We start from the raw sequence: 25,531 nt of genomic DNA, 5'->3' as shown, positions 1-25,531 counted from the left end.
ACGTTCAACGGTGGCATTTCTCCCGTTGCAGCAGAGGAAAACCTTAAAATACTGTCCGGGATTAGTTGACCACTACAGGAGCAGCGATTTGGAGTTGCCGCATCCTTTCCCTTCAAAAGCAGCCTATCGTCGAACCATGCGATTTGGAAAAGGGAGGGCGAGCCATGGCTAGAAAGGCACTTGTGTGGCTTGCACCCAAGGACAGCAGGCCTCAGCAGATATTTATCGAAAAGGCAGAAGAGGCAGGCTATCCACCAACGCTTGTCAGAGATTTCTTCTATCAGATCAACGCCCACCCACAGTTGCTGGCCTTTGCCCAAATCAGCAGGAATCTGGTCGAGATACTTAGGTTTCCCAGTGAAGAATGGCTATCTAGTGAAGAGGGCGTCAATTTTGGACTGTGGCAATCTCTGTGCCTGTGGGTCGCTGAAAACGTCGAAGATTTAGTGGAGGCCATCGGGCCATCCTTTGATGAACGGCCGAGAGGGCCTAGAGACAACCCGCTGTTGAGAAAAGGTTTTACGAGGCACCCTCTGTATTGCGCCTTGTGGAATCGCCAGGAAAACCCCGAACTACAGTCTCGATACTCAGCGCTGCAGGCTCAAGCTCTGTGTGCGCACGCTCGTGTGGTACGAGAAACCCATTCGCGAGAGGACTATGAAAAATACGAAGGTGATAGTCCACTGCTTGATTCGCCGAAAAGCGCCCACGCAATGGGACTTGCGCTACGGGATTTGAGCCACAGTGTTGCAGAAGAAGAACTCATGGCCACTGAGCCCTTTGTGCTTCCCGCGAAGTTCGGACGAGAGGTTCGAACATGTCTTTGGAACATTAATTCAGTCGCCCATTCTGCAGATATACGTCAGATTGATAGGGCTAAAGAAAGACGGCAAACCGGACTGCGATCTTTTGTTTACTTCATTGAGCGTGCTTACGGGACACGGTCTTGGTCGTCTAGGGAAAGCTATGAGCGCGAGGGCGGCGGAGGTGGGGAAGGCGAGCCAGGTTACGTTGACTTTCAGGAAATTGTGGATGGCTCCTCCGTAGATACAGGAGCCGGCGCTTCCGATTGGTACGTGCCAGCATTTCCCCCACAAGGCGTGGTAGCGAACCGCTTGAAGCATGATGAGCCGCCCTTTGATGACGGGCTGGGCATCTACTTTTTTTCAGAGCCCCCAGGCTCCAGTGAAAAAGGAGGCAGACAGCCACCCACCAACCCTGCCTTGCTCTTTCTCAGGGCAAGAAATCAATCTCGTCATATCGCAATGGCCAATCAGTACCTTCCTTGGCGATATCAGTCTTTGACTGACCAAGAAATTCATAACGTAGTAGCCCAAGCGAACTGTTATCTAAAAACAGAATCGTTCATCAGGGGGGCGACTGAGGATAGAGCGCGCTATGAACTCGCGCTATTAGTTCTAATTGTTTTGTGGACAGGCGCCTCGTGGGAGAAAGCATGGGATCTTCGTGTTCAACCAGCCGGCTCTAACAGGCGTAGTCATGCTCCCCTGTGCTTAGTGACCTCCACCGGCGAAAGCCGTTGGCGAGTTAAGGCGACATTTCCCGAATATAAATCGCTACTCAGAGTGCCAGATGAGGTTGTCAGGCCCCAAGTAGAGCACGTTCTTCTGCCAGATCTGAGCGGAATCGGTGACTCTGTACTGCGATACCTTAAAACGCGTGGTTTGACCCCATCTCCGAAAACAAAGCTTTTCACCACCCCCATCAAGGAGTGCAAAAAGGCTTTCAAAATGCTTATCCAGGAGGCTGGGGAGTCAGAGCGAATAACGTGGGGTCGCTGGGAAAAGGTTATGTTTGATGCGGTTACGGCTGAAACCGGAGATGTGGTGGATGCGGTAGCGATAACTGGCCAGCCACACGTTCTTGCCCAAACGAAATGCTACTACTACACCCCAGGGGAAGGGGATCTTTTTGATACCTACGTTCAAACTGCGCTAAATCTGGCGGAGCATGCGGAACTGGAGTTAGATCTCAATTTCGAAAGGCATCTCAAAGGGGCAGAGCATTTGGCCTCTTATGTGGGGAGTCGAGCGTGTGCCTCGAAGGAGGCGGTTGTTAAAGCTGTGGCTGACTTGAAACGCCGGCTCCGCTCCGCTCGAACCTATTCTGGATGGGCTAATTTTGCCCTCTACCACAACATCTATACGTTCTATACGGTCCAGATGCTCGCCTTTGCTACAGGATACCGCGCGGTAAAAACGCCATTCCTTGTGCTTGACGAAGTGAATGAGCATTTGTGCGTCACGGTGATCGCCGACAAAGATGATGAGCACAAGCGAAAGACCCGTCTGAGCTATTTACCAGACGCCGTTTGCCGACAATTGGAACATTACGAACGGCACTTGCAGGTACTGTCCGCAGGTTACCAGCCTAGGCTGAAGCGCGGTGGAGAGGTAGAGATAGCCCCCTGTTTTTTTATTTCGGAAAGCAACGATCGGTCGGGAACTCAGGAGGTTCGCCCCCGAACTATGCAAAAACAGTTGGATGATTTCCTGGGGTTGCCCGCAAATGCCCACCGGCGCTTTATGCGAATGGAGTTAAAGGAGGCCGGTTGCCCCGCAGATTATGTGAATGCATTCATGGGGCATGCAAGCTATGGCGAAGAACCTTGGTGTCGGTATTCCTCGCTTTCTACAAAACAGTACCGCGACATGATGGTGCACTATCTGGAGCCGATCATAAATGAGCTGACGTTCGAGCCGGTTGCTAGCCGTCTTGCTGGAGGGTGGAGCTGATGGATCGTGTCTGGGACAGCTTTTTTGCGCTGGAATTGGAGGAGGATACACGTAAGACTGCTGAGTGCGTGAAGGACTTTCTGCTCGGTAGTGAGTTAGCTGGCGCTGCTATTCTCTCCGGGCGATCAGAGCAATCATGCGATCCCGAGGAGATGCGGGCTCTGGAAAAGAGCGTCCACCAAAGCCTTGGTAAGAGCTCGGCTACTCGATACGGAAAATTTCTTCGTGTGTTTGTTGAATATGCCAATCGCACGGGTGGTCACGAGCTTCCTCTGCCCTCTGTACCCATCCGACTTGATCCACAGCCCAGCGTCTTTAAAGATTTTGCGCCCGTGCAGGCCGAGCGGGCAGAGGAATGGCGCTTGTCGTTTAACAGGTGGATCGAGACGGCCTCAATTCGCGCTATGGATTCACGTGTGAGCCTTGGGGCCTTTCTTGTTAGCGCTGCACTTAACGGCGGCCTTGTGGACGGGACTGCTCTGCATCAGCTTCTCAAAGTGGCAAGCCAGAGGCTAATAGTCATCCAAGAGCAGGCACACTTGGACCTTCAGTTGCCCTGGCGTGGGATTGAAGATCTCGAGCGTCGTCGGTGGTTTCCTGACGCTGTAACGGAATTGATTTTTCTTCAACTCAAGGTCGAAGCATCGGACGATGTTGGGCAGCAAAAAACACCAGCGAAGGCTTTATGGCCGTTCATTCGCTTGTGGTTCAACAAGTGCGATGAGATCGATAAGCCACCAAAGAATTTTTCGGAGTTCATTGGGGCCAGCAAAGCACTGACTTACCATGAGTTGCCGGTATGTTTGGGGGCATTCATGGCACGGGGCCATATCAGTCATTCGCTAAGACCAGAAGTATGGCAGCGCCTGAACGGTGTCTTTCCTGCTTCAGGTGCTCCTGGAGAGTCCCCGCAATATTCAATCGATGGCGATAAGTATTCCAAATTCGATGATGATTCAGAGGCGGGTTTGGAGACCTTTGAGTGGGGTGTGAGCATTTGGAGCGCCCTGAAATCGACTGATCGGGAAAGTGCCGGAAAGAAGCTTAGAGCTCTGCTTGAAAATGAACAAGATCCCTTCGGTGCAACAGAGAAGTTGTTGGCAGAATGGGCACTTCATCTATGCACGAAACCAGCCTCCTCCGGTAAGCGGCTTTCCCTCTCGACTATTGATCAATACGTGCGCCAAACAGGCACGCGTGTTGTGTCTTTAGCAGGCGAGGGGGATATCAGGAACTATGGCAATTCCGAGTTTGATGAGCTGTATACGGAAGTAGTTTCAGGCGCCTCGAACGGAGGGCTCCGCAACAAGCTTTGTGCAGGGCTCCGAGAGTTCCATTTCTTTTTGCACAGCACCTGCGGTGTACCAAAGATTTCAGAGATTACGAATCTTGGGGGTGGCTCGGTTCTCCAGCCGGTGGATGCAAACCTCATCAGCTTGGATGACTACCAGAAGATTCGTTGCCGCATCAGAGAAGCCGACCTGGAGCTGATTGCCGAGGACCTCCCAGTAATTGCCGAACTGATTTTCATCTTGGGGTTTCGGTGTGGCTTGCGGCGGATGGAGACGCTGATGCTTAGAATTCAAGATGTCCATCTTTTGGGTCGGCAGGAAATTATTGTTCGGCGTTACATGGGGCGCGAATTGAAGACAGCGAATGCAGTGCGGAGGCTTCCGCTCTATGCGTTACTGGAGCAAGACGAGCTCACCCTTTTAACTGATTGGGTGAAGCGTCGAAAAGAAGAGGAGCGGGCAACTGCTCGCACGGATGCGTTGTTTTCCGTTCCAAAGAAAGGGTGGATGCCGATTGATCAGGAGAAAGTAATTCCTATTCTCCACCGGCATATGCGAGCGGTGACGGGAGACACCTCTTTACGTTACCACCACCTTCGTCATAGCTTTGCTAGCTGGACCTTTCTGAGGTTGTCTTTGGCTCACCATGGTAAAGGGCGAGTGCTTTTTCCTGAACAGCCACTGACGCAAGAGTGGCTGAACCAATCACCTCATTTCTACGAGCGACTGCTAAAAGGGCGGCATCGACCAGATTTGTATGCCGTCGCTCGGTTGCTCGGGCACGCAAGCCCCGATATGAGCCTTGAGCATTACATCCACACGATGGATCTAGCGGCGGTAGCTATTGATGAGCGCAGGGAGCTATTTGAAGAAAAGGCGCTGATTGGCGCGTCGGGCATACCCACCTCCTCTGCGTACCGGCTACTAAAACAACGCGGTGTCGAAGGTCTTTTGGGCCGAGTCAGGGAGGAGCATCCAAACCGAATAACGACCATCAACCCAACGGATCAGCCAAGCTCGGACGCCGAGTTTGAAGAGGGAACGATCCAGGCAATACTCGCATCCATTCAGCGGTATCTGAAGTATCGCCAGAGGACTTTTACCGATAGAGAAATTTTGGTCAAGCGATTTGGGCTAAGCCTTGAGGAAGGGCAACTGCTCGAAGCCAGGATAGAGTACTTGGTTGGGCTCAGGAGCAACCCACAACGGCCGCAGAGCGCTAGGCACCGGTTTTCCGGCCCCAGTAATGAGGAGCCTGATGCGGAGTCAATCAACCTTCATACCGAACCTGTGACTCGACGCAGCCGAGAACTCTATGAAGAACTCATCGGCCGCGTCTCAAGCGTTTTGCACGAAGATCCGGACTTGGTTTGGGAGATCGTTGACTACTACGTCCATAACCAGTGGAAGACAACAACGCCACTGATATTTCGAGAACCTGAAACGCCCGATATGGCGAAGAAATATCTTCGATTTCTCGAAATGCTGGGATTCCAGCGTCGGGAGATCGAATTTGCCAACAGTGACTTGAGAAAGCGGTCACCCTATCGGGCGCAGTGGAAAGAAGCCTTGGGGCTGACCTACAGAGATATGATTCAGCTCAGGGCGCCCGTGAACGAAGAAAAGAAGGTTGAGGCCAAATGGCTTTTTATAGCGCCAAATTTTGGAGGTGAGGCAGATGGTTACGATGGACGCTCATTTGGATACCGCTATTTCATGGTGATGCTTGCCACTGCAGAGCCCGTACTGCGATCTAGGAATTGGACTGATCAATAGTGTTCAAAACGCTAGAATGCTATTAGGGCGACGCAAGCAGTTTACGCAAACAAAAATGGGAGTAGCTCTCAATGTTAGCCGGTGTTTTATGAGTGTAACTAAGAGCATTACAGAGCACATCCGGCAGCGCCCTGGCCGCAGCGTGTTCATGCGCCGAGAGATCGTAAACCACTTTCGCGGGCATGAGAGCGTGACTTCCAGAGTGCTTGAGCGACTAGCTGCGTCTGGAGAATTACTGCACATTGATCGCGGTCTATGGTGGCGCGCGAAACATACTCGGTTTGGTGAGGTTTTGCCGTCTCCAGAGGACGTTGTGTCTGCCTTGGAGAGGAATCGGGAGGTATTAATTGTCCCTGCCGGTGCAAGAATCTTGAACGACATTGGAGCCTCGACGCAGCTTCCGTTGAAGCCCAGGTATTTAGCAACGAAACGGATCAAACCTGTCGCACTGGGCAAAGCAGTCATTGAGTTTGATTACAATCGAGCTTTCGAATCCACTGTGGGGCTATTAACGGGATTGTCGAGATCTGAGAAAAAGCGAGTTGCCGGGTTATGGGTGGCATTTTGCTATGCCGGTGAGAATTACGCGGCACAGGAAAGGGAAGCTTTCACCAAGGCCTTCCAGGCACTGACTTCGAAAGAGCAGGCAATGTTGCTGGAAGTGCTTACAGGTAAGCTCGTTTGGGCGCGATCGATTCTGGTTTGATTCTCTTTTTATTATTTTATTCTTTTTTTTAAGTGCTTACGTTTTTCACCTGGTGTAGGTCAAACCTCGATGCTGGATCCAGGATACGGCGATCTCATCCATGACCTTAGCATCGGTTTCTATATGGATGCAGGCAGGTGAGCCCATGGTTTCCGGTACTAGGTTGTGGGATTTTGGGCTGATGATGGTTAAGAATGCGCTGTTGTTCAGACCTTCATCATTCTGCAGATCGCGGATTGCGTAGGTTTCCCCCACAGCCACTTCGACAGCAGTGTCATATCTATCCCGCTCAAGCCCATGGCGCCTGACTTCAGAACGGGAATACAACTCAGCGAATAGATAAATCACTGCAAAGCAAATGCTCAAGATCACAATAATTACGAATACCAGAACCATCGGGTGAATCATGGGTTTTTCCTCTTTTTAATAGTAGAAGGGTCTGCTCACTCAGCCTCAGGGTTTTTGAGTGAGCAGGCCGCCGCGTTGCACCACGATTAGGCCTAATCGTGGTGCAACGGAATTGGTATATTCAGGACGAAGCCTCTCCGGCTTCGGGCGCAAAGTGCACAGCACTGACAAATTGCTTCATAACCTCTTGAGACAGTACGCACCGAATGCCAGCGTATTGCCGCGAAGAAGCATCGCGTATGGCTGTGATGATTCGGTCGTCGATATCAAGGTAATACACCGGGCTCTGACCTGGGTATGGGCTCACGGATTGGTACACATAGAAGCCCTCACTGGACAGAATCAAATGCTCTGCCGGAGGCAGAATTGCATCGGTCGTGTTTGTCTTTTCATCACGCAGAGAACCGGGTGTTATTTTCAGATAGATCAGTAACGCGCCTATGGAAATGGAAGTGATGAATAACAAAAGGGCGATAGTTGGATTAAACGTCATCGTGTAACTCCTTTAAGCCACCCCTCCCTTACGGCATGCGCAATATTTAGAGAGGGGCGCTGGATTTAAAGTTGTGGCAGTGTTTCAGAAATGGTGTGCAGACGGCTCTCAAGGGCTGGAAGCAGTGACTGCAGAGCGAACCTCCCAGGCCGCAGTTGCTCACGAGCAAGTGCCGCTCTCACCCAGGACTCGACGGCCTCAAAATTCGAAGCCTCGTGGCCTTGCCCCAGAGATAGGACCAAAGCTTTCCCCGGCGCGATGTTCAGTGCGATAACCAGAGCAGCAGCGAGCTTCCTTACATCCTCGCGTTTGAGCATGTGTGGCTCAGGTTGTTCGAGATGGGCGTGATTAGGCCTAATCGGGAAAATATTACTGTGCATGAGTCACCTCGCTGAGCTGTTTGAGTTCGGAAGCTTTTGAACTGGTGGTATCGAAGTTTTGTCGAAGCAGGCGCTCGAAGGCCGAACCATCCTGCCGAGTAAGGTTGGGAACGAACCGGGAGTAGACACGGAACAGCATCTCTGTGGTTGTATGTCCCATTTGTCGAGCGATCCATTCGGGGCTTTCGCCAGACGCCAACCAGAGTGTCGCCGCGGTATGGCGGGTCTGATATGGCCGCCTTTTTCGCAGGCCCAAATGGCTGAGCAATGGGTACCAAACCCGTTTCGTTATGTTGTGGTGACTGATAGGACCGCCGGTTCGAGTGCAGAAAACAAAGTTCATGTTTCCAGTGGCACGCTTCTGGTCGGTCAGCGCGTCGATCACCATTTGCGACATCTCGATAGTGCGGAAGGAGCCGTCGTTTTTTGTGTATTCCAGGCGGCCCTCAACCAGCGCTTGGCGAACCAGGATCTGGCGCCGCTGGAAATCCACGTGCTCCCACTGCAGTCCATCGATTTCCCCTGTACGCATACCAGTGAAGAACCGGACTGTGTAGTAGTTCCGAAAGTCCGGCCGGACGGTATTAATGATCTGCCTTACTTCTTCAATGCTGAAAGGCTCCACATCCGTTCGGGGGACTTTCAGTGATTTAATCCCGTGATAGGGTGAGCTAAACTCATATCGGTTGGCTGCCTCGCTGAGGATCATGCGCAAAGGCGTCATGATTTTGTTGATACGACTGGCAGAAAGACTCTTCTTGCTCCGGGTTGTTACTTTGGCGAGTGAGGCCCGGAATTCGAGAATGTCTTTTTTAGTGATGTGGCCAACCTCTTTTTCCCCAAAATAGGGCGTGAGGTAGTTCTTCAAAGTGCCCTCTATTGTCGATGCGTGTGACTGACGCCACTGGATTTTCATTTCCCCTACCCAATCCTGAGAGAACTCCTTAAAGAGCGGCGTGTCATGAGCTTCCCTCGCTTTCTGAACTTCCGCCTGTTTGGTGAACTTCTGGGCCAATGAACTGTTGGGGAAGTACTTGTGATACTCGAACGACCCTAAAGTGATTTCTGCTTCAAGCCTCTTGAGTATTGTTTCCAGCTTTTTCCGGTTTGCAGGTGTGTTATCGAGAGTGGTTTGTTCCCGACAGCGCATTCCGGCATAACGAAAATCAAAGAATAGTTTGCCTGTTTCAGGGCGCTCTACGATCTTACCCACGGCACACACCTCCCCCAGCCATTGGAACGCTAAAGACATAGTTTGTTGAATGCCCGATCATGTCTTGTTCAATCACATCCCAGATGTAGAGGATTTTCCTGCCACCAAACGGGCGGATGTAGTGAACGCCTTCCAGTAGCACGGAATCTTTAAGGCGCTCACGAATGGTGCGAACGTCATACTTGATGCGCTCGGCGAGTTCTTGGGTGGTTAGATATACCTGTGACATAGGACTACTCCTTTGCTATCTTCGGGTGCTGGAGGGCAAGCCGTGTTTCTTAAGGTTAAAATGACCTCCTGAAGACCATTATGCACCCTTAAAGACCTTTAACAAGTCTTTTTGATCTCCTGCGGGTTAAATAGTTCTTTGGTGGGCCAAATGATTAAGTGCCATCTGTCCAAGTTGATGGGCGAAAGGAAAGTGAAGATTGTTGATGTGGCGAGGGAAACAGGCGTTAACCGAGGCACGATTACTCGGCTGTATCACGAAACAGCCAGTAGGGTAGAGCTCGACGTCATTGAAGCTCTGTGCCGCTATCTCGAATGCGAAGTCGGCGAATTATTTGAGCTTGTGGATTCTGAATAGCTAAAACGTTCTGGTATGGAGTAGTACAAGTCATGGCGATCCCTGATTTTCAAACGGTAATGCGGCCAGTTCTCCAGTCGGTAGGTGATGGCGAGACCAGGTCTTTGGCTGATGTGCGGGAGATCGTGAAAGATGCGTTTGGCTTAACAGATGAAGAAAGAAGGGAGCGACTGCCGTCAGGCACTCAAACGGTAATCAACAATAGAGTTGGCTGGGCGAGGACCTACCTTAACAAGGCTGGGCTTCTTACCATTCCGCAACGGGGCATGGTGCAAATTACTGAGCGTGGGCGGGATGTTTTACAGAGCGGACCAGAGCGCATCAGTGTCGCTTGGCTAAAGCAGTTTCCCGAGTTTAAAGATTTCCACACTCAGAAGCCGAACGTTGACGCAAACCTTGCAAAGCAGCCCGAACTCACGGAGGTAAGCAACGGAACACCCGATGAGGAATTGGCAGCCGCGCATCTGTCTTTGATGGAAAGTCTTGCTGATGAAGTCTTGGAAACAGTGAGAAGTGCTTCGCCATCGTTTTTTGAGAAGCTGGTTGTCGACCTGATGATTTCCATGGGTTACGGCGGTTCCAGAAAGGAGGCAGGACAAGCCACTCAAGCCACTAACGACGACGGCATCGACGGTATCATCAAGGAAGATAAGCTTGGCCTTGATACGATTTACCTACAGGCCAAGCGTTGGGTTAACACCGTTCACCGCCCCGAGATAGATAAGTTTATAGGCGCCTTGACCCGCCAACGAGCACGAAAAGGGGTATTCCTTACTACGTCTGACTTTTCAGTAGGGGCGCGAGATGCGGCAGCAGGGCTGGATATGAAGGTCGTACTGATTGATGGGCGTGAACTTGCCCAGCTGATGATCGAGAACAATCTTGGCGTAAACGTGAAAGAAGTTTTTGAAGTGAAGCAGGTCGATACAGATTATTTTATTGAGGATTGACCGCAAGAATTAACCAGATGTATGTCTGGTGTGCACGAGGTTAAGACCAAGCAATATTCTCGAATTAGAGGTTGGAGCATTTTTGTTACGCTGTAGCAAAACATCACACATTCGTGACAATCCAATCCTACAACCTAAGCTGTGGCAGGGGCATTATGGAACGGAGGCCATATCTCGCGTTAGATATTTCGAAATTGACTGAACTAGTTAATGCGAGTAAGCAGGACAAAACCCTTCTTAAAGTAGTCCTCTTCGAGCTGAAATTTCGAAAAACGAGTGCAGCCAAACAGCTCAAGCGTCGGGTTGAGCTGTTCATGGTTGCTAATGATGATGTTTCAGGTGCTCAAACAGAGCTGCCTCAACCAAGAGCTGGCTTGGTTGAGTTACATGAGCAAAAACTTAAGGTTTCGAAAAGGATAACGAAATTGAGCGAACTGAAGACTACAGAGCAAGGCCACGAAACAGTGGAAAGCTTCCTTGGCTCGGCAGATCCTTTCGTACTTGAGTCTTTAGAGCTCATGCGTAAAAAACTTCTGGATCTTACGGCCCGAAACAGGTTGTTGAATTTTCCCATACAGCAGAAGGGGGCAGCGCTACGGATCATTGATGAAGTGCCAAATCAGCTATGCAACGAACTTCTTGCTGACCGAGAACTCAAGTTCAAACCCGTCGCTCCGCCTACTCGGGAGCAATTGATCAAGCATGGCTACCTTGAGGTCGACGAGGACAGCGGTGAAGAGCGGCAGTTAAAGCCCAGCCCCGACGCGCGAGAGTGGGCCAAAGTACTCGGTTTTGATGTTGGTTATGAGTTGCCACGGGAAGAGGATGCCCCAGGTGATGATAAACACCAGGATGATGCTATTCAGGTTTTGCTTTATCCGCCGGAAATGGAATCCAGACTGCGTGCGATTAGGAGTAAAGCACAAACTGCAATAGAGGAAATGGGCGCCAGTATTCTCTACTTGTCGCTTGGGTTTTTGGAGTGGGCAGAAAACGATGACTCCTCAAAAACCAGGCTTGCGCCGCTGTTTACGGTTCCGGTGCATCTAAGTCGTGGGAAGCTTGATCACAACAGCGGAACCTATCAGTACACCGTGAGTTATACCGGTGAAGATATTCTCCCCAACCTGTCGCTTAAAGAAAAACTCGCTCTTGATTTCGGCCTCGCATTGCCGGAAGTCGGGGAGGGCGAGTCTCCCGAAGATTATCTCGATCACGTTGCCACGCTGATCAAGGCTACGAAACCTAAATGGTCTGTTCGGCGCTATGGCGCACTTGCCCTTTTGAATTTTGGAAAAATGCTGATGTATCTGGATTTGGATCCAGAGCGTTGGCCGCTTGATGACCGAAATCTTATCAAACACCCGATTGTTCAGCGCTTTTTTAAAAGCTCAGAGAATAGTTCTGGGGGTGAGGGGCGAGGAAGCGGCGGAGAGCATTATATTGATGACGTCAAACAGATCCATGACCTCTATCCGTTAATCGATGACGCTGATAGCTCACAACACAGCGCATTGATTGACGCAATAAATGGCGAAAACCTGGTTATTGAAGGCCCTCCAGGGACGGGCAAGTCGCAAACCATAACCAACTTGATCGCCGCGGCCATGCTGAGCGGGAAAATAGTCCTATTCGTCGCGGAGAAAATGGCGGCTCTTGATGTGGTTAAAGCCCGTCTTGATAAGGCTGGACTAGGCGATTTCTGTCTTGAACTCCACAGCCACAAATCGCAAAAGCGAAAGGTGCTTGACGATATCGGCGCCCGCGTTGTTAAACAGAAGCACTTAATCTCCACGCAGAACATTGACGCAGAAGTTACTCGTTACGAAGAGTACAAAGAGCGTCTTAACAACTATGCGAAGGAGATCAACGAGCCCTGGGCGAAAACGAATCGCACAATCCATGAGATCTTCAGTGGAGCTGCGCGTTATCGCCAACAGCTAGAGATAAACCCGACAGATGTTCATATTGCCGGCCTCTCCGGAGGAGAGCTCACCGAGGTGAATCGGCTGAGGCTGGTTGATCAGGTTAGTGAATTTCAGAAGATCTATCGCGCGATGATAGAGCAGGTCGGGCAGGTTGCGAGTCTTCATGATCACCCCTGGTCTGGAGTTGAGAGCACAGCGATTCAGCTTTTCGACTCAGGGCAGATAGTATCCGTCCTAAAGGAATGGCAGCAGTCGTTAGAGCTTTTGATAGAGCAAAATCAGAAAGTCGCAAAAGCCCTGGCCTTCGATGATTCAAGTTTGTTGGGTTTGGAAAGCTGCGAATCATTGGCTTTGGATCTTGGCGATTTGCCCGAGCTCTCTCGCAAAGAGCTGTTCCAAGCACTGGACCGACTCGACCTGATAACCCAGTCTAGAGTTGAGACGCTGCTGCATCTTCACCGCGAGATTCAGGAAGGCTACGAGGAGCTTTCAAAAGACATCTTCTCGGAAAAATTATCGACACTCGTTGATGGTGTGGCTTTACCTGCCTTCCCGGATATACACCGGCTGACGGGTGCTGGGCGTAACGCGAGCTTCTCAGAAATTGTTCGCGGTATCGTAAAGCTTGAGAAAATTGAGACTGCACTGGCGCCTTTTATTCGGCAGCTACAGGAGTTAGGGGCTGCGCTACCAGCGCCATTGAGTGAGCATTTTGGCCCGACTGTTGAGGGCCTTGGCGCAACAATCAAGATGATTGCGTTGATCGATGAACTTGATAGCACGCTGATTAGCCAGCGCTCTGAGCATTTCGACGAAGACAACTTCGATGCAACTCTTGTGGAGCTTGAAGAGAAACTGAACCATTTGCGCCCCCTGCGAGAGACCATCGCTGAACCTTTTGATCTTGAGAGACTGCCTGATTCTGGAGAATTAAAGACCATACATGCCCAAACACTGCGAAAGGGGATGGGTAAATGGTTCTCGGGAGACTGGTGGCAAGCTCGTAAACGGTTGAAGGCATTGGCAAGTAAGCCATACCTGAAAATAGCGGAGCTTAGCGCAGTTACTGGAGAGGTGGTTGAGTATGCGACGGCTCTGGAAGCTTTCGATTCGGCACTCTATCAGCGACAAATAGGCCCCGAGTTTAAAGGGCTAGAGACCGACGTTGATAGTTTGAAAAAACTCAGGAATTGGTACAAGCAGGTTCGTAGCGCCTATGGAATAGGTTTTGGTAAGACCGTCCCCGTTGGTGATCGCATCCTCTCCCTTGATGCGAAACTGTTCAAAGGCATTCAGCAACTTGAGCAAAAGGGCTTCACCGGAGGATTACGAAAAATACTAGACGCATTGGATGACGTTCGGGCGGTCATTCCAAACATCGATCAAGAGCTCGATCGAAACAACAGTCTCACTGGTGAGCAGGGATCACTGCTCACAGAACACAAACGACTGAAAGCTGAGGTTCGAATAATTCAGCGATGGTTTAAAGAGAGCAACCTCACTGTTGAAGAAGTAGAAAGTCGTGTTGATCAGTTAAGAGCGCTGCAAAACGATCAGGCACGGTTTAAAGACAGCAACCTCCTTCATGATCTTTTTGCGCCGCAAGTCGAATTGTCGATCGGGCCAAACGCCGACAATAAAGAAGCCGTTGAGTCTATTCGGGAAACACTGGATTTCGCCAGCTATGTTCGGCGTAAGCTTCGGTTTGAGCCGCTGAGGCAGGCTATCCTCTCGGTTAAAACTCATGAAGAGTATGAGAGCCTTAAAGCTGAAGCGGCAGGCTATCTTGCCGCGTGGCGTGACCAAGAAGAAAACTATGAACAGTTCAAGAGCAGGACGGAGCTCAACCCCGCTCAGTGGTTAGCCAAACCTGAGTGGAATATCGAAGAACTCCTTCAAAGGAATCTCTCCGCGATACAAAAGCCAGAATGGTTGAATGACTGGGTCAACTTCGTTCGCATTAGAAACGAAATGCAGGTGCAGGGCCTGGAGCCACTCTGGCGCATGGTGACAAGCGGTAAGCTCGATATTGAAAGTGCAGGCGAAGCCTTGGATTTGGCAGTTTATGACCAGCTGTCCAGAGAAATTCTCTCAGCGCGGCCACACCTTTCTCGTGTTTCTGGTAAGGGCCAAGAGGCGATCCAAGGTACTTTCCGAGAGTACGACCAAAAGCTGAAGAAATTGCAGCGCCAGCGTATTGCCAGTGTTTTGGCAGAGCGGCATGTCCCAGGTGGAAATGCTGGCGGCCGGAAGTCTGAATACACCGAAATGGCATTGATTGAGAACGAGCTTGGAAAAAAGACAAGGCATATTCCAATTCGCCAGCTCGTAAACCGCGCAAGTAACGCTCTGCTGGCGTTGAAACCTTGTTTCATGATGGGGCCAATGTCTGCAGCTCACTACCTTAAACCTGGTCACCTGCAGTTTGATCTGGTCGTTATGGATGAGGCCTCTCAGGTTAAACCCGAAGATGCGCTCGGCGTTATCGCTCGTGGCGCACAGCTTGTGGTAGTAGGGGATCCAAAGCAGCTCCCGCCTACCAGCTTCTTCGATCGTCAGGATATGAACGACGATGATGATGAAAGCGCGGCGCTGGCACAGACAGACAGTATTCTTGATGCAGCTATGCCTCTTTTCAAAATGCGACGTCTGCGCTGGCACTATCGCTCACAGCACGAGAGCCTGATTGCCTTCTCGAACCGCAATTTTTATAACAATGACCTTGTCATTTTCCCATCCCCACACGCCAAGTCTGTGGAATACGGCGTTAAGTTCAGTTATGTCAGAGGTGGGCGTTTTGTTAACCAATATAATGTCGAGGAAGCAGGTGTTGTCGCAAAAGCTGTTGTAAAGCATGCGCTCAATCACCCCAATGAGTCGCTTGGCATTGTTGCGATGAGTTCAAAGCAGCGCGAGCAGATAGAGCGTGCAGTGGAGGAGGAGTGCAAGGCAGACGATGCAGTGTCTGATGCTGTCGATGGCCTTCGTAATATGGAAGACGGCCTGTTCATCAAGAACCTGGAGAACGTTCAGGGTGATGAGCGAGACGTGATCTTTATTTCTTGTACCTACGGTCCCGGCGAAGTGGGTGGGCGAGTTTATCAGCGGTTTGGCCCAATCAACTCAGACGTGGGCTGGCGGCGTTTGAACGTGCTGTTTACCCGTTCAAAGAAACGGATGCATATCTTCAGCTCCATGCGCTCAGACGACATACTGATCTCGGAGACGTCGAAACGCGGTGTTATCGCCCTTCGAAACTTCCTGGATTATGCCGAGAAGGGCAACATGGATGGCACTCCGATCCACACGGGTAAAGCGCCGGATAGTGATTTTGAGGTCTCTGTCATTGAAGCGCTTCATCAGGCTGGTTTTGAGTGTGAGGCACAAGTAGGTGTCGCAGGCTTCTTTATTGATCTGGCAGTAAAAGATCCCGGTAAACCGGGGCGGTTCTTGATGGGGATCGAGTGCGACGGTGCAACCTATCACTCTGCCAAGTCAGCCCGGGACCGGGATCGCTTGCGTCAGGAGGTACTGGAACGACTTGGCTGGCGTATTCGCCGTATCTGGTCGACGGATTGGTTCAGTAATCCCAAGGGTGAGCTTGAGCCGATAATAAGGGAACTGCATGAGCTAAAAACGGCAGTGCCAGTGGACGCGAAGCCCTTCGAACTTGATGTTGAAGCCGTTCAGGAGTTTGAGGTTGCTGAAGTGGACTCTGTGGATGAGGTCTCTGAAGTGCTCGACAGCGAGTTGGACTTGCGAGGCCGGCTTGAAGCCTTTGGCTCAACCATCATTGCTAAACAATTCCCAAATACCCCAAAGGACCGTCGCCTGCTGCGGCCAGCAATGATGGAGGCATTAGTCGAACACGAGCCTGTATCCTCTTCTGAGTTTGTTGAGATGATCCCGGAGTACTTGCGGAGATCGACCGAACCTAAAGAGGCTAAGGCTTTTCTGAATCAGGTTTTGGATATTGTCACGGGATCAGAAGTGGCCCAAGGCGATTTGCTCGACTGAACTGTTTAATCGCCTCTCAATTTTTACTACGCGCGCCACATGATTAATTACGGAGTTTTATAAGTGAATCAGGTCGTCCACAACAAATTAGTGTCCTTTATTTGGTCCATTGCCGACGACTGTTTGCGCGATGTGTATGTGCGAGGAAAATACCGCGATGTAATTCTGCCAATGGTCGTTTTGCGCCGCCTCGATGCGTTACTGGAGCCCAGCAAAGAAGCCGTTATGGGTGAAGTGGCGTTCCAGCAAGACGAAATGAAATTTACAGAACTGGACGAAAGTGCATTAAAAGCGGCTTCTGGGTACGTGTTCTACAACACCAGTAAGTGGACCCTGAAAAAACTCTACAAGACCGCCACCAACAATCAGCAGATCCTGTTGGCCAACGTAGAAGAGTACCTTGACGGCTTCAGTAGCAACGTCAAAGAAATTGTTAGCAAGTTCAACCTGAAGTCCCAGGTTCGACATATGGCCAGCAAAGATGTGCTGCTGGACGTGTTAGAAAAGTTCACTTCTCCCCACATCAACTTAACCCCAAATGAAATCGATGATCCGGAGGGCAACCGCCTGCCCGGCCTGACTAATCTGGGTATGGGGTATGTGTTCGAAGAGCTGATCCGCAAGTTCAACGAAGACAACAACGAAGAAGCGGGTGAACACTTCACCCCAAGGGAAGTGATTGAGCTAATGACTCATCTGGTTTTTGATCCGGTTAAAGACATCTTGCCGCCGGTGATGACCATCTACGACCCTGCGTGCGGCAGCGGTGGAATGCTTACAGAGTCCCAGAACTTTGTCGAAGAGAAGTACCCGAACCCCGATACCCAGCGTGATATCCACCTTTACGGCAAGGAAATCAACGACGAAACCTACGCCATCTGCAAATCCGACATGATGATAAAAGGGAACAATCCGGCCAACATCCGCCCGGGTTCCACCCTGTCTACAGACGAGTTTGCCGGCACCCGCTTCGACTTTATGCTCTCTAATCCGCCTTACGGCAAAAGTTGGAGCAGTGAGCAGAAGTTCATCAAGGAAGGTGGCGATGTTTTGGACCCTCGCTTCAAAATCACCCTCGTGGATTACTGGGGTAACAAAGAAGAGGTCGATGCGATACCGCGCTCCAGCGATGGCCAGCTCCTGTTTTTAATGGAGATGATTAGCAAAATGAAAGCGCCAGGTAATGGCGCTTTGGGTTCCCGCATTGCTTCTGTACACAACGGTTCCAGCCTGTTTACCGGCGATGCGGGCAGTGGCGAAAGTAATATTCGCCGCCACGTTATCGAAAACGATCTGCTGGAAGCCATCATTCAGCTGCCCAACAACTTGTTCTATAACACCGGCATCACCACTTACATCTGGCTGCTTTCTAATAATAAGCCTGAGCATCGCCGTGGCAAGGTACAGCTGATTGACGCCAGTTTACTGTTCCGAAAGCTGCGCAAGAATCTGGGCAACAAAAACAGCGAATTTGCACCAGAACACATTGCCGAAATTATTCAGGCCTATTTAGATTTGGCCAGTATTGAGCGCCCTGCAGGCGGTGATGGCATTGCTGCGCAAGTGTTCGACAATACCGATTTCGGTTATCACAAAGTTACTATTGAACGCCCGGACCGCCGCATGGCGCAGTTCAGCCAGGAACGCATTGAAACCCTGCGCTTTGATAAATCCTTGCGTGAGCCCATGGAGTGGGCCTATCAACAGTGGGGTGAGGGCATCTACGAAGCCGGCGCCTTGAAAGCGCAGGAAAAAGACATTGTTAAGTGGTGTGAGGAGCAAGACCTGAACCTCAACGCCAAGCAGCGCAAGAAATTGCTGAGCCCCGAAATCTGGAAAAAGCACGCAACCTTGGTGAAAGTGGCCAGCTATTTGATGGACACCATAGGTACGGACATTTTCAGCGACTATAACCGTTTTAAAGTGGCAGTAGATCAAGAACTGAAAGCCCTGGCGAAAGATGCCGGCATCAAACCCAGTGCGAGTGACAAGAACCAAATTCTCAATGCGGTTAGTTGGTACAACGAGACTGCTGAGAAAGTCATCCGCAAGGTAGAAAAACTCAATGGCGACAAGCTGAAAAGCCTGCTGGCTCATTTGGCTTGCGACCAGGACAGCTTGCCTGATTTCGGTTATTACTCCACAGGTAAAGCGGGGGAATATATCACCTATGAATCCAGCAGCGACCTGCGCGACAGTGAAAGTATTCCCCTGGAAGATGATATTCATCAGTTTTTTCTTGATGAGGTTAAGCCCCATGTGGGAGAGGCTTGGATCAATCTCGATTCGGTGAAAATTGGCTACGAAATCAGCTTTAATAAATATTTTTACGGGCACCCGCCTTTACGCAGTATGGAGGTCGTTGCCAAGGATATTGTGGCGCTGGAACGCGAAGCAGAGGGAGTGATCGCGGAGATTTTGGGTGTTGGCATTGAGAGTGTTTTTGGGGGTGTTGAGTGACTGAAGTGCTTGCTGAATATGCAACCTACACGGACTATAAAGACATTGATGCCGAGCAATTAGGCCGCATCCCATCTCACTGGACCATCCAAAGATTTCGAAATGCGTTCTCTTTTGGCCGAGGATTAAGCATCACGAAAGATGACTTGCAGGAAGAAGGGATTCCTTGTGTCAATTACGGAGAGATTCACTCGAAATTTGGTTTCGAGATTGACCCCAATAAACATTTGCTAAAATGCGTAAGTAAAGAATTTCTCAAAAAAAACAAAAACTCACTTCTTTCACTTGGTGATTTTGTTTTTGCTGATACCTCCGAAGATATGGAAGGTTCTGGAAACTTCACGCAATTAGTCAGAGACGCTGTTGTATTTGCAGGCTACCACACTGTAATCGCAAGGCCCTTTGGGGAAGAGAATGACCGTCGGTTTTTAGCGTATTTGTGTGATTCTACAGCTTTCAGAAGCCAAATTAGAAGAGCGGTTAAGGGGGTAAAGGTATATAGCATTACTCAAAGTATCCTAAAAAACATAAGGATTTGGTTACCGTCAATTTCCGAGCAGAAAGAGATATCTTCGTTTCTTGATAATAAAGTCACCTTAATTGACGCTGCTATTAACGTTAAGGAACAACAAATTCGCCTGCTCAAAGAGCGCAAGCAGATCCTGGTCCAGAGCGCCGTCACCCGTGGCCTCAATCCGGACGCGCCCATGCGGGATTCCGGGGTTGAGTGGATTGGGGAGGTGCCGGGGCATTGGGACATCGTGGCAAACCGGACTTTGTTCAAGGAGCGGGTAGAACCGGGCAGTGAAGGTTTGCCATTGCTTTCCGTTTCTATTCATTCCGGAGTTTCCGAGGAAGAAGTCGCGGATGAAGACAACATCCGGGGCCGGGTCAAAATTGAAGACAAGACCAAGTACAGCCTCGTCTGTCCCGGAGACATTGCCTTCAACATGATGCGCGCCTGGCAGGGCGCGATTGGCGAAGTTCGTACCGCAGGTATGGTTAGCCCGGCTTATACCATCGCCACCCCCTCACCACGCATTCTGCCGAAGTTCTTCGAGTACCAGTACCGAACACCGGTCTTCATCCAACAGATGGACTGTAACTCAAAAGGTATCACCGACTTCCGAAAACGGCTCTACTGGGACGGATTCAAGCAACTAATTACCTTGGTGCCACCGTTAGAAGAGCAGCGAGCGATTGTTGAACACATAAACACTGAATCAGCCAAGCAGGATAAGGCCCTCTCACTGCTTGACCAACAAATCACCAAACTCAAAGAATACAAAGCCACCCTGATCAACAGCGCCGTCACTGGCAAGGTCAAAGTGCCAGGAGTGGTGGAGCCTGGTGACGAAGTGCCCAAGCCAGAAATGCAGGAGGTACCAGCTCTATGACCGTGGACCGCGATCTGGCTTACCTGCAGTCACTGCTGAAAGAACTCTGTTCACTACCCCAGGAAACCGAGTGGGTGGAGTTCAAACAGGATAACGACGATGCGCCGATGATCGGCGAGTACATCTCTGCGTTGGCGAATTCTGCCGCTTTGCTGGGCAAGCAATACGGTTATGTCGTTTGGGGTGTGGAAAACGAGACTCACGCGGTTAAAGGTACATGTTTCAAGCCCTCAGCGGCCCGCCATAAACAACAGGAACTGGAAAGCTGGCTGTTACAGAAAACGGTACCGAAGATCCATTTCCGCTTTTTCGAGTTTGTCGCAGCCAATGAGCAGCCGGCGGTGATTCTGGAAATACAGGCTGCGACGCATACCCCCGTGCAGTTCGATGGTATCGAGTTTATTCGGGTGGGCTCCTATAAGAAAAAGCTGCGGGAGTTCCCAGAGAAAGAGCGGGAACTTTGGCGGGTGTTTGACCGAGTGCCCTTTGAGCAGCAGTTTGCGGCTCAGAATCTTGACGCGGGCGAGGTGTTAAAGCTATTGGATTACCCCGCCTATTTTGACCTGACTGACCAGCCTTTACCCGAAGGGCGTGAGGCCATCTTGGCAGCCTTGGCTGCAGACCAGATGATCGAGCGAAATGACAGCGGTCACTGGAGCGTCACTAACTTGGGCGCAATCCTGTTCGCAAAGCGCCTGCAAGATTTTCAGGCTCTGGGTCGCAAGGCTGTACGGTTGATCCAGTACAGGGGCAATAACAAGCTTGAGACCATTCGGGAAATTACGGGTAACAAAGGTTATGCCGTGGGTTTTGAGGGGTTAATTGACTATCTAAAAACCCTTTTGCCGTCGAATGAAGAGATTGGCAAGGCTTTTCGGGAAGAGGTACCCATGTATCCTGAGCTGGCTTTGCGCGAGTTGGTGGCCAATTCTGTTATTCATCAGGATTTCAACCTGAGCGGCACAGGCCCAATGATAGAACTTTTTGCAAATCGGCTGGAAATAACCAATCCCGGTGTTCCCTTGGTCGATACGCAGCGCTTTCTTGATAGCCCTCCACGCAGTCGAAACGAAGCACTTGCATCGTTTATGCGCCGTATCGGCATCTGTGAAGAACGAGGCAGTGGAATTGATAAGGTGATTGCCCAGGTTGAGATTTATCAGTTACCTGCCCCGATTTTCGAGCAAACACAAGAGCATACACGAGTGGTGCTATTCTCCCATCGAGATTATAAAGATATGGAGCCGGAGGACCGCGTTCGAGCCTGTTACCAGCATTGCTGTTTGAAGTACGTTAACCGAGAGCCTATGAACAATACTTCTTTGCGTGAGCGACTGCGTATCGATGAGGCGAACAGTGCCATGGCCAGCCGGATTCTCAAACAGACCATAAAGGCCGGATTGATTCGCTTGTATGATCCGAACTCAAATAGGAAGGCATATCGTTATGTGCCATTTTGGGCGTAGGCGATTTCTCATTTGATGGTCATTTGACTGGGTAAGAGCCTGCAAGACGAGCTGTTCGGTTAAAATCTTTAAAATCATATGCTTGCCTCTTGCGCTTCATTTGACTGGTGGCCGCTTATCAGCTTTGTTGGCGTGAGGCGCATTCGTCTAAACGGGAAAAACAAAGCTGGATTAGACGAGATTTAGACATTTTTGGCTGAGTTTTTTGTTGGCCGCGATCGCGCAAAAATATTGAGGCTGTCCTCAAGGCACTGAATAAAAAGAACTATTATTTGATGGCTAAGTTGATTACCGGCACTTCAAATGTCTAAATGATCATTTTGGTTTAGACGAAGCTAGACATTTTTAGCCAATTGACCAGTAAGGGTGAGTCCATGGCCAGCCAAACCAACGAACAGGCACTGGAAGCGAGCATCGAGAAGTTCCTTACCGGCACCAGCCTGGAAGAACAGCGTAGTGTGCAAGAAACGGTGCCATTCAGCCAGCATCACGGTTATCGGCTAGGCCAAGCGAGTGATTTCAATGCACGCTACGCGGTTGATACCCGCTTCCTGTGGCAGTTTCTGGAAGCCACCCAAACCGAAGAGTTGGCCCGCCTGAAAGAGCGTTACGACAACTGGCAAACTCGAATTCTTGATCGCTTTGATAAGTTAGCGAAAAAATACGGAACCCTTCATCTCCTGAAGCGGGGGCTGGACATCGACGATGTGCATTTTCATCTGATGTATCCGGCGCCTTTAGCCAGCAGTTCCGCCAAGGTTAAACAAAACTTTCAGCAAAATATCTTCAGTAGCACCCGGCAGGTGCGTTACTCGATGAGCAACACGCTGGAAGAGATCGATATGGTGCTCTTTCTCAACGGCCTGCCTTTCGTCACTCTGGAACTGAAGAACCCCTGGACTGGGCAAACCGCTCGTTTTCATGGCCAAAGGCAATATCGGCAGGATCGGGACACCAGCCAGACATTGCTGCAGTTCGGTCGTTGCTTGGTCCATATGACGATGGACACCGACGAGGTCTATATGACCACCAAACTGGCCGGACAAAAGACCGTTTTCCTGCCTTTTAACAAAGGGCACAATCATGGGGCCGGTAATCCGCCAAACCCTAACGGCCATAAAAGCGCTTACCTTTGGGAAGAAGTCTTCAGTCGAGCCAGTATTGCCAACATCGTTCAGCACTTCGTCCGATTGGATGGCACCAGCAAAACACCTTTGAGCAAGCGCACGCTGTTTTTCCCCAGATACCAACAGCTGGATGTCGTGCGCAAACTGATAACCCATGCCAGTGAGCAAGGCGTGGGCCAGACCTATCTGATACAACACTCTGCCGGCTCTGGTAAGTCTAATTCAATCACTTGGGCCGCCTACCAGTTGATTGAAACCTACCCTGTATCCCTTGAGGTGCCCGGCGCGAAAGGGCTTGAAGTGCCGCTGTTTGATTCTGTGATTGTGGTAACCGACCGACGTTTGTTAGACAAACAGTTGCGAGAGAACATTCGGGACTTCTCAGAGATAAAGAACATCATTGCGCCAGCTATGAAGTCTGCCGATCTTAAGCAGGCGTTGGAGCAGGGCAAGAAAATCATTATCACTACCATCCAGAAATTCCCGTTCATTATCGATGGCATCGAAGACATGAGCGATAAGCGCTTCGCCGTCATCATCGACGAAGCCCACGGTTCACAAGATGGCAGTGCCCACGGCAAAATGAATCAGGCAATGGGGCAGAGCGCGAGCGAAGAGGGCGCGGACGACGCCCAGGACAAGGTTCTCACTGCCATGCAGTCCCGCAAGATGCGGGGTAATGCCTCATATTTTGCATTCACCGCGACACCCAAGAACAGCACCCTGGAAAAATTCGGTCAGCTGCAGCCAGACGGCAGCTTCCAACCGTTTCACCTGTACTCCATGAAGCAGGCGATAGAGGAAGGCTTTATTCTGGATGTACTTGCCAATTACACCACGTACCGCAGTTATTACGAGATCCAGAAGTCCATAACAGATAACCCGCTGTTCGATACCGCCAAGGCACAGAAAAAGCTCAGAGCGTACGTGGAGCGGCATCCGCAAACGATTGCGGTAAAAGCAGAGATCATGCTGGAACACTTCATTTCGCAAGTCGTAAACAGCAAGCGGCTTAAGGGCAAAGCCAAGGGCATGGTGGTCACGCAGAATATTGAATCTGCCATCCGTTATTACAAAGCAATTGCTGGCTTGTTAGAAAAACGTGGGCACCCCTTTAAAGTGCTGGTTGCTTTCTCGGGTACCAAAGAAGTAGATGGTATTGAGTATACTGAAGCACAAGCGAATGGCTTTGCAGAATCTGAAACCCGCGTGCAATTCGACAAGGACGAATTCCGGTTACTGGTGGTCGCGAACAAATATCTGACCGGTTTTGACCAACCCAAGCTGTGCACCATGTATGTGGATAAAAAGCTGCAAGGTGTTCTGGCGGTGCAAGCGCTGTCTCGCTTGAATCGGGCGGCACCCAAATGGAGCAAGAAAACCGAAGATTTGTTCATTCTGGATTTTTTCAACGATGTGGATGACATCAAAGCCGCCTTTGATCCCTTTTACACCGCTACCAGTTTATCTGAGGCCACTGACATCAACGTTCTCCACGAGTTGAAAGACAACCTGGAAGACGTAGGGGTTTACGACTGGCCAGAAGTTGAAGAATTCATCAGCCTGTATTTTGGTAATGCCGACGCGCAAAAACTCAGCCCTATTATTGATACGGCAGCGGAACGGTTTAATAACGAGCTGGATTTGGAAGAAGAGGAAAAGGCTGACTTTAAAATCAAGGCCAAGCAGTTTGTGAAAATATATGGGCAAGTGGCATCCATCATGCCCTTCGAGATAATTGCTTGGGAGAAGCTCTTCTGGTTTCTGAAGTTCCTGATTCCGAAGCTAAAAGTGAAAGATAAGGATGCAGATAAAATTGATGCACTTCTTAACTCTGTAGACTTGTCTTCCTATGGTCTGGAACGGGTCAAGCTGAATTACGGTATTGGCCTGGATGAGGCTGAAAGCGAACTGAATCCTGCAAACCCGAATCCGCGAGGGGCTCATGGGGAAGAGCAAGAAATCGATCCGTTGGACCAAATTATCCAGAGCTTTAACGAGCGTTGGTTTCAAGGCTGGGAGGCAACTCCGGAGGAGCAGAGAGTGAAGTTTCTGAGCATTATGCAGACCATTCAGGAGCACCCAGACTTCGAAACCAAGTACCGTAACAACCAAGACGCGGATAATCGCTCTCTTGCGTTCGAGAAGATTTTTGAGGAAGTCATGCTCAAGCGCCGTCGGCAGGATATGGAGTTATACCGCCTTATTGCCAGTGATTCGGCGTTTAAATCATCGATGCAGCAGAATATGAGAAATGCTATTGGGTAGAAAACAGTCTGTGTCCAAATCGTTCTGTGCCGAAATACGGCAAGGGTCAAAATTACCGCTCCACGAAAAGTTGATTTAGAACCGTGGACACGCCGTGGACACATTTTGGACACAGGAAATTAAAAAGGCCCTACGTTTTCACGTAAGGCCTTGAAAAATATGGCGCGCCCGACAGGATTTGAACCTGTGACCCCTGCCTTCGGAGGGCAGTACTCTATCCAGCTGAGCTACGGGCGCATTCGAATGCGACGGCTGTGCGTCAATTTCGAGAGCGCAATCTTACGTGCGCAGGCCAGTGCTGTCCAGCC

The 25,531-nt window shown here is 50.4% G+C and carries 15 protein-coding genes and 1 tRNA gene; 10 read left to right on the top strand and 6 right to left on the bottom strand.

Translation table 11 applies throughout. The features are described 5' to 3' along the window. The first annotated feature begins 164 nt into the window (after nt 1-164). The 3 genes from Q0824_RS16250 (at nt 165) to Q0824_RS16240 (ending at nt 6,530) form a co-directional block, all read left to right on the top strand. Complete coding sequence (locus Q0824_RS16250) at nt 165-2,756, top strand: hypothetical protein (RefSeq protein WP_298453163.1); 2,592 nt, start codon at nt 165-167, stop codon at nt 2,754-2,756. Next, the gene (locus Q0824_RS16245; RefSeq protein WP_298453160.1) at nt 2,756-5,824 is read left to right on the top strand and encodes a site-specific integrase; all 3,069 of its coding nucleotides are present in this window, start codon (nt 2,756-2,758) and stop codon (nt 5,822-5,824) included. Before Q0824_RS16250 ends, Q0824_RS16245 begins: the two co-directional genes overlap by 1 nt. 88 nt (nt 5,825-5,912) lie before the next feature. After that, nucleotides 5,913-6,530 (top strand): DUF6088 family protein, encoded by a 618-nt coding sequence (locus tag Q0824_RS16240; RefSeq protein ID WP_298453158.1) that lies wholly within the window; start codon nt 5,913-5,915, stop codon nt 6,528-6,530. A 45-nt stretch (nt 6,531-6,575) separates the two neighbouring features. Here the strand turns inward: Q0824_RS16240 and Q0824_RS16235 are convergent, their stop codons facing one another. The 5 genes from Q0824_RS16235 to Q0824_RS16215 form a co-directional block, all read right to left on the bottom strand. Further along, complete coding sequence (locus Q0824_RS16235; RefSeq protein WP_298453156.1) at nt 6,576-6,938, bottom strand: hypothetical protein; 363 nt, start codon at nt 6,936-6,938, stop codon at nt 6,576-6,578. 121 nt (nt 6,939-7,059) lie between these two features. After that, nucleotides 7,060-7,431 carry a hypothetical protein gene (locus tag Q0824_RS16230; RefSeq protein ID WP_298453153.1) on the bottom strand — a complete coding sequence of 124 codons (372 nt, stop codon included), beginning with the start codon at nt 7,429-7,431 and terminating at the stop codon, nt 7,060-7,062. A gap of 65 nt (nt 7,432-7,496) precedes the next feature. Further along, on the bottom strand, nt 7,497-7,748 hold the full coding sequence (locus Q0824_RS16225; protein ID WP_298453150.1) for a hypothetical protein: 252 nt from the start codon (nt 7,746-7,748) through the stop codon (nt 7,497-7,499). 52 nt (nt 7,749-7,800) lie between these two features. Continuing rightward, the gene (locus tag Q0824_RS16220) at nt 7,801-9,024 is read right to left on the bottom strand and encodes a DUF3596 domain-containing protein (RefSeq protein ID WP_298453147.1); all 1,224 of its coding nucleotides are present in this window, start codon (nt 9,022-9,024) and stop codon (nt 7,801-7,803) included. Continuing rightward, nucleotides 9,017-9,253: a hypothetical protein gene (locus tag Q0824_RS16215; RefSeq protein WP_298453144.1), complete on the bottom strand. Its 237-nt coding sequence runs from the start codon at nt 9,251-9,253 to the stop codon at nt 9,017-9,019. Before Q0824_RS16215 ends, Q0824_RS16220 begins: the two co-directional genes overlap by 8 nt. A 150-nt stretch (nt 9,254-9,403) precedes the next feature. Between Q0824_RS16215 and Q0824_RS16210 the strand changes: the two genes are divergently transcribed. The 7 genes from Q0824_RS16210 (at nt 9,404) to Q0824_RS16180 (ending at nt 25,223) form a co-directional block, all read left to right on the top strand. Next, nucleotides 9,404-9,610, top strand: coding sequence for a helix-turn-helix transcriptional regulator (locus Q0824_RS16210; protein ID WP_298453141.1), 207 nt, complete (start codon nt 9,404-9,406; stop codon nt 9,608-9,610). Between the two features lie 32 nt (nt 9,611-9,642). After that, nucleotides 9,643-10,560 carry a restriction endonuclease gene (locus Q0824_RS16205; protein ID WP_298453139.1) on the top strand — a complete coding sequence of 306 codons (918 nt, stop codon included), beginning with the start codon at nt 9,643-9,645 and terminating at the stop codon, nt 10,558-10,560. 425 nt (nt 10,561-10,985) lie between these two features. After that, nucleotides 10,986-16,505 carry a DUF4011 domain-containing anti-phage protein Hhe gene (gene hhe, locus Q0824_RS16200; RefSeq protein WP_298453138.1) on the top strand — a complete coding sequence of 1,840 codons (5,520 nt, stop codon included), beginning with the start codon at nt 10,986-10,988 and terminating at the stop codon, nt 16,503-16,505. Nucleotides 16,506-16,568: 63 nt separating this feature from the next. Then, the gene (locus Q0824_RS16195; protein ID WP_298453136.1) at nt 16,569-18,965 is read left to right on the top strand and encodes a class I SAM-dependent DNA methyltransferase; all 2,397 of its coding nucleotides are present in this window, start codon (nt 16,569-16,571) and stop codon (nt 18,963-18,965) included. Next, complete coding sequence (locus tag Q0824_RS16190; protein WP_298453133.1) at nt 18,962-20,362, top strand: restriction endonuclease subunit S; 1,401 nt, start codon at nt 18,962-18,964, stop codon at nt 20,360-20,362. The genes Q0824_RS16195 and Q0824_RS16190 overlap by 4 nt, the downstream gene beginning before the upstream one ends. Beyond that, nucleotides 20,359-21,828 carry an ATP-binding protein gene (locus Q0824_RS16185; RefSeq protein WP_298453131.1) on the top strand — a complete coding sequence of 490 codons (1,470 nt, stop codon included), beginning with the start codon at nt 20,359-20,361 and terminating at the stop codon, nt 21,826-21,828. The genes Q0824_RS16190 and Q0824_RS16185 overlap by 4 nt, the downstream gene beginning before the upstream one ends. 374 nt (nt 21,829-22,202) lie before the next feature. Beyond that, nucleotides 22,203-25,223 carry a type I restriction endonuclease subunit R gene (locus Q0824_RS16180; RefSeq protein WP_298453129.1) on the top strand — a complete coding sequence of 1,007 codons (3,021 nt, stop codon included), beginning with the start codon at nt 22,203-22,205 and terminating at the stop codon, nt 25,221-25,223. 160 nt (nt 25,224-25,383) lie between these two features. On the opposite strand, the gene Q0824_RS16175 is transcribed toward Q0824_RS16180, so the two are convergent. Next, a tRNA-Arg gene (locus Q0824_RS16175) sits at nt 25,384-25,460 on the bottom strand. Nucleotides 25,461-25,531 lie beyond the last annotated feature (71 nt).

This window comes from uncultured Marinobacter sp., from assembly GCF_947488835.1.
Lineage (GTDB): Bacteria > Pseudomonadota > Gammaproteobacteria > Pseudomonadales > Oleiphilaceae > Marinobacter.
This window is presented reverse-complemented; position numbering and strand designations above follow the sequence as displayed.